Annotated in this window: 6 protein-coding genes and 1 pseudogene; all 7 read right to left on the minus strand. The window is 60.7% G+C overall.

Features of this window, described 5'->3' with window-relative positions; genetic code table 11:
* Window positions 1-1238: pseudogene (locus tag JWQ61_RS03755) on the minus strand (glycine dehydrogenase); the annotation flags it as partial.
* Between the two features lie 52 nt (window positions 1239-1290).
* Window positions 1291-1671 carry a glycine cleavage system protein GcvH gene (gene gcvH / locus JWQ61_RS03760; protein WP_369684876.1) on the minus strand — a complete coding sequence of 127 codons (381 nt, stop codon included), beginning with the start codon at window positions 1669-1671 and terminating at the stop codon, window positions 1291-1293.
* Between the two features lie 207 nt (window positions 1672-1878).
* Complete coding sequence (locus tag JWQ61_RS03765) at window positions 1879-2646, minus strand: helix-turn-helix transcriptional regulator (protein WP_304359339.1); 768 nt, start codon at window positions 2644-2646, stop codon at window positions 1879-1881.
* 20 nt (window positions 2647-2666) lie between these two features.
* The gene (frc, locus tag JWQ61_RS03770) at window positions 2667-3914 is read right to left on the minus strand and encodes a formyl-CoA transferase (protein ID WP_304359340.1); all 1248 of its coding nucleotides are present in this window, start codon (window positions 3912-3914) and stop codon (window positions 2667-2669) included.
* Between the two features lie 56 nt (window positions 3915-3970).
* Window positions 3971-4420, minus strand: a complete 450-nt coding sequence (locus JWQ61_RS03775) for a PAS domain S-box protein (RefSeq protein ID WP_304359341.1) — start codon at window positions 4418-4420, stop codon at window positions 3971-3973.
* A gap of 119 nt (window positions 4421-4539) precedes the next feature.
* Window positions 4540-5811 carry a formyl-CoA transferase gene (frc, locus tag JWQ61_RS03780; protein ID WP_304359342.1) on the minus strand — a complete coding sequence of 424 codons (1272 nt, stop codon included), beginning with the start codon at window positions 5809-5811 and terminating at the stop codon, window positions 4540-4542.
* A gap of 50 nt (window positions 5812-5861) precedes the next feature.
* The coding region (locus tag JWQ61_RS03785; protein ID WP_304359343.1) for a thiamine pyrophosphate-dependent enzyme at window positions 5862-6212 on the minus strand (351 nt) is incomplete at its 5' end.

A 6212-nucleotide genomic window follows, 5' to 3' on the forward strand; every position in this document is an offset into this window, starting at 1 on the left:
GCCGCGGCGTGGATATCCTGGGTATGGCCGCCGGTATGCACGGTGATGGTGTCGAAGAAGCTGGCGGTCGGCACCGCATGGTGCAGCTGGCGCAGGCCCTCGGCCAGGATCGCGGTCAGCCGGTGCACCCGTTGCGCGATCGTTTTCAGCCCGCTTGGGCCGTGGTACACCGCATACATGCTGGCGATATTGGCCAGTAGCACCTGCGCGGTGCAGACGTTGCTGGTGGCTTTTTCGCGGCGGATATGCTGTTCGCGGGTCTGCATCGCCAGCCGGTAAGCCGGTTCGCCGCGGCTGTCGATCGAGACGCCGACCAGGCGTCCGGGCATGACGCGCTTGTGCGCATCCAGCGTGGCGAAATACGCTGCGTGCGGGCCGCCGTAGCCGAGCGGCACGCCGAAGCGCTGGGCAGTACCGATCACCACGTCGGCGCCGAATTCGCCCGGCGGCGTCAGCAGGGTCAGCGCCAGCAGGTCGGCGGCTACTACTACCAGCGCCTGCTTGTCGTGCGCCAGGCGCGCGGTGGCTGCATAGTCGTTGATCTCGCCGTTCAGGGTCGGATATTGCAGCAGCACGCCGAAGCAGTCGAGCCGCTCCAGGTCCTTGAGATGGTCGCCGACTACTATCTCGACCCCGATCGGCGCGGCGCGGGTGCGCAGCACGTCGATGGTTTGCGGGAAGCAGTCTTGCGAAACGAAAAAGGTATTGCTCTTGCTTTTCGACAGGCGCTGGCAGAAAGTCATCGCTTCGGCCGCCGCGGTGGCTTCGTCCAGCAAGGAAGCGTTGGCGATTTCCATGCCGGTGAGGTCAGTCACCATGGTCTGGAAATTCAGCAGCGCTTCCAGCCGCCCCTGCGAAATTTCAGGCTGGTACGGCGTATAGGCGGTATACCAGGCCGGGTTTTCCAGCAGGTTGCGCAGGATGACGGTCGGCGTATGGCAGTTGTAATAGCCCATGCCGATATGCGATTTGAACAGCTGGTTCTTGCCGGCGATTTCGCGCAAGGCTGCCAGCGTTTCCGCTTCGCTGCGCGGGGCGCCGAGCTTCAGCGGATGGCGCTCGAGGATGGCGCTTGGTACGATTTTCTGTATCAGAGCCTCGATCGAATCGAAACCGAGGGCGGTCAGCATGGCCTTTTGTTGGGCTTGGTCCGGGCCGATATGGCGTTCAATGAAATCGGCATGTTGTGCCAGATCTTCAAGAGCAGGCCGTGATTGTGTCATGGGTGCTTCCTTCATTTAATGAACAATAGAGTTGCGCTTACTTAAGTTAGACCTTTAAGCCAGACCTTTAAGCCAGGCCCTTGATCAGCTCGTCATAAGCTGCTTTGTCCATCAGACCGTTCAACTCGGCCGCATCGTCTATTTTGATCTTGAAGAACCAGCCTTCGCCCAGCGGATCCTCGTTCACCTTTTCAGGCGCGTTCGCCAGCGCTTCGTTGATTTCGACCACCGTGCCGGCAACCGGCATATTGATTTCACTTGCAGCCTTGACCGACTCGATTACCGCGGCTTCTTCGCCCTTGGCGATAACGGCGCCGACTTCAGGCAGCTGCACAAAAACCAGGTCGCCCAGATGGTCTTGCGCGTAAGCGGTAATGCCGACCGTCACCAGGCCGCCATCCTCGACACGCAACCACTCATGTTCAACCGTATATTTTTCCTGACCCATGCCCATCTCCTTTATAAAAAACCATGATATTCAAATGACTTATCCGAATTTTACGACCGAAACGCCCTGCATGATACCGCCAACCAGTTCGATTCGACAGCGGGGCATGGAGGGGAATTGGCCAGGACGAGCTAAGGCCTTGATTCTTCGGGAATTATCGATGGCAGGAGAAAAAGCGCCGGGAAGCCGGCCGGCTGCAACAGCCGGCTAGCGGTAAAACGCGGTGGGCGTGCTGCCGAAGTGTTTCTTGAACATGGCGCTGAAGGCGCTCTGGCTGCTGTAGCCCTGGTCTTGCGCAGCGGCGGCGACCTTGCCGCCGCGCGCCAGCTGTTCCATGGCCTGCAGCAGCCTGGCTTGCTGGCGCCAGTGGCCGAAACGCATGCCGGTCTGGCGCAGGAACAGGCGATGCAAGGTGCTGGTGGATATGCCGAGCTGGCCGGCCCAGGTTTCGATTGTTACCTGCTTGCCGGGAGTCGCCATCAGCAATTCGCACAGGCTGCGCAGGCGCGCCGCCAGCGGCAACGGTAAATACAGGGGAAGCACGGTCACCGACGCCAGCTCGTGCAGCAACAATTGCAGCATGTGCCAGTTGCGCGCGTCAGCGTCATGGGCGGCCGGGTTGCCATGGGCGGCCGCGATCAGTTCGCGCAGCAAGGGCGAGATATCCAGCACGCAGCTGCGCGCAGGCAGGTGCGGCGACATGGCGACGTCCAGCAGCAGCGTGCGCAAGCCGACCTCGCCGTGCATGCGGATCTGGTGGTCGACATGCGCCTGCAGCCAGACCGCGCGGCCCGGCGGCACCATCCAGCGCCCGGCCGCCGCATCGACCGTCATCACGCCCCTGGTCGCATACAGCAGCTGGGCGCAGGAATGGCGGTGCAGCGGGATGACGTGGCCATCCGGATAGTCCGTTGCCGACGTCACAACCGAGGCACCGGCGGAATGCAATGCCTGATAATCTAATTCTGCTGTCATGTCGTCGGCCCGTTTTTTTTTCAGATCACCTTCTCTTCACGCAGCGCGGCGATGTAATCCTTGCCGTAGCCGAGCTGCGCCAGCACTTCTTCGGTATGTTCCCCCAGCAAGGGAGAACGCGTGACCTCGGTCGGGCTGTCCGACATCTTGATCGGATTACCTACCGTCAGGTACTTGCCGCGCGTCGGATGGTCAATTTCGACGATAGTGCCGCTCTGGCGCAGCGACTCGTCTTCGGCGATTTCCTTCATCGACAGGATCGGTCCGCACGGAATATCGTACTGGTTCAGGATATCCATGGCTTCGAACTTGGTCTTGCTCATGGTCCATTGCTCGATGCGGGCAAAGATCGGCTTCAGGTGCAGCAGGCGCGCCGCCGGCGTGGCGTAAGCCTCGTCGGTGATCCAGCCCTCCTCGCCTATCACCTTGCAGACCGCCGGCCAGACCGCGCCCTGGGTGATGAAATAGATATAGGCGTTAGGATCGGTTTCCCAGCCCTTGCACTTCAGGATCGAGCCCGGCTGGCCGCCGCCGGAAGCGTTGCCGGCGCGCGGCACGGCTTCGCCGAACTTGCTGTCCGGGTATTGCGGATATTCGTGCATGGTGCCGGTGCGTTCCAGCCGCTGCTGGTCGCGCAGCTTGACGCGGCACAGGTTCAATACGGCGTCCTGCATCGGCGCCAGCACCTTCTGGCCGCGGCCGGAAGTGTGGCGCTGGAACAGCGCGCTGACGATGCCCAGCGCCAGGTGCAAGCCGGTGCCGCTGTCGCCGATCTGGGCTCCGGTCACCATCGGCGGACCGTCGTCGAAGCCGGTGGTGGACGCCGCACCGCCAGCGCACTGGGCGACGTTTTCATAGACCTTGCAATCTTCGTATTTGCCCGGACCGAAACCCTTGACCGAGGCCACGATCATTTTCGGATTCAGTTCCTGGATGCGTTCCCAGGTAAATCCCATGCGGTCCAGCGCGCCCGGTGCGAAATTTTCCACCAGCACGTCGCAATCCTTGATCAGCGTTTCCAGCACTTCCTTGCCCTTGGGGTTCTTGGTGTCGAGCGTGATGGAGCGCTTGTTATGGTTCAGCATCGTGAAATACAGGCTGTCGACCCCGGGAATGTCGCGCAGCTGCCCGCGCGTGGCGTCGCCTTCGCCGGCGCGTTCGACCTTGATCACATCGGCGCCGAACCAGGCCAGCAGCTGGGTGCAGGTCGGCCCTGACTGGACATGGGTGAAATCTAGAATGCGCACGCCATCCAGTGCTTTGCTCATGAAAATCTCCTGTTTATATTTATCATAGGTACCGTGTGCCCGGTTCCATTGCGATCTTAACTGGATTCGGTCGTCAGCGCTGTCAGTCTGGCTTCCATTTCCGCCAGACGTTTGCGCAAGGCGCGGTCCTCGGCAAAGCGGCTGCTTTCGTCGCGGATGACGGCAACGATCGCCGCCACCTTGTTATCCGCCGTCTGCAGCAGCGCCACCGTAAACGCGATCGACAAGGTATGGCCGTCCTTGTGTACCGCCGGCACCCGCAGCACGTCGTTGCCGTAGCGGGTAATGCCGGTATCCATGGTCTTTTGATAACCATCCCAGTGCCGCTGGCGCTGGCGTTCGGGGATGATCAGGTCGAGCGACTGCCCTAGCGCTTCGCCCTGGGTAAAACCGAACATGCGTTCTGCCGCCGGATTCCACAAGGTGATGGCGCCTTTGGCGTCGGAAATCACGATGGCGTCGCCGACTGCTTCCACCAGCTGCCTGAGATCGAGTTCGGTTGACATATCGCTGCTCCTTGCTAAGAACCTGCTGACAGGCCCGCATGTAAAAACGGCGTCCTGGGCGGACGCCGTCAATCGTCCTTGGGACGACTCATGTGGCCATTACTCGCCTATCGTCATCCTCAGACTGCTTCTGCTTTATGCAGTTCGGCAATCTGTCCGGCGCTGTAGCCCAGCACGTCCGCCAGCACCTCGTCGGTGTGCTCGCCCAGCAAAGGCGATCCGGTGATTTCCGGCGTCAGGTCGGAGAACTTGATCGGGCTGCCGACGGTCAGGTATTTGCCGCGTTCCTTGTGGTCGACTTCGGTGATGGTGCCGCTGGCGCGCAGCGACGGATCGTTGGCCAGTTCTTTCATGGTCAGCACCGGTGCGCAAGGAATGTCGAATTTGCGCAGGATGTCGACCGCTTCGAACTTGGTCTTGTCCTTCAGCCACACTTCTATGGTGTCGAAAATCTCGGTGATATGCGGCTGGCGCGCCTTCGGCGTGCTGTAGGCCGGATCTTCGATCCATTCATCCTTGCCGATCGCCTTGCAGATAGGCGCCCAGGCATGGCCCTGGATGGTGAAGTAGATATATGCGTTCGGATCGTTTTCCCAGCCCTTGCACTTGAGCACCCAGCCTGGCTGGCCGCCGCCGCCGGCATTGCCGCCGCGCGGCACCACATCGCTGAATGTGCCGTGCGGGTATTGCGGATACTCTTCCAGGAAGCCCAGCTTGTCCAGGCGCTGCTGGTCGCGCAGCTTGACGCGGCACAGGTTCAGCACGCTGTCCTGCATCGACACCGCGACACGCTGTCCCTTGCCGGTCTTGTCGCGGCCGATCAAGGCGGTCAGGATGCCGATCGCCAGGTGCATGCCGGTGTTGCTGTCGCCCAGGGCGGCAGCGCTGACAGTCGGCGGGCCGTCCCAGAAACCTGTAGTGGAAGCCGCGCCGCCGGCGCACTGGGCGACGTTTTCGTAGACTTTCAGGTCATCGTAATGGTGGCCGTCGCTGAAACCCTTGACCGAAGCCACGATCATCTTCGGATTCAGTTCGTTGATGCGTTCCCAGGAAAAGCCCATGCGGTCCAGCGCGCCTGGTCCGAAGTTCTCGACCAGCACGTCGGATTCCTTGATCAGTTTTTCCAGCACCAGCTTGCCTTCAGGCTTTTTGGTGTCGAGTGTGAGTGAACGCTTGTTGCTGTTCAACATGGTGAAATACAGCGCGTCGACACCAGGGATATCGCGCAGCTGCGAACGCGTCACGTCGCCGGAACCCGGACGTTCTACCTTGATCACGTCGGCGCCAAACCATGCCAGCAGTTGCGTGCATGCAGGACCGGCTTGCACGTGCGTGAAGTCGATGATGCGGATGCCTTCCAGCGGTTTTGCCTTGCTTTTTTCTGTGCTCATTTCAAATCTCCTGTTCAACTTGATCGAATTTTATGTGCTGGCTAAGCGACTTATTTGTACATGGTCTGGGCCATGGTTCCCGGGGCATACACCGCAGGATCGACCCAGATATTGACCACTGCACAACGCCGTGTCTTGCGCACCGCTTCCCGCGCCCGCTGCAACGCGCCAGCGATCTGCGCCGGATCGCGCACTTCTTCGCCATGCCCGCCCAGCATCTCGGCAAACTTGCCGTAAGGGATATCGCTCAGCAAATTGCCCACATTGCCGCGTTCTTCGCCGTATTTCGCCAGCTGGCCGTAACGGATCTGGTTCATCGCCGAGTTGTTGCCGATCACCGCGATGTACGGCACACCGAAACGGTTGGCTGTTTCCATGTCGAACGACGTCATGCTGAACGC

It is taken from the genome of Collimonas fungivorans, from assembly GCF_028292705.1.
GTDB classification, from domain to species: Bacteria; Pseudomonadota; Gammaproteobacteria; order Burkholderiales; family Burkholderiaceae_D; genus Collimonas; species Collimonas fungivorans_B.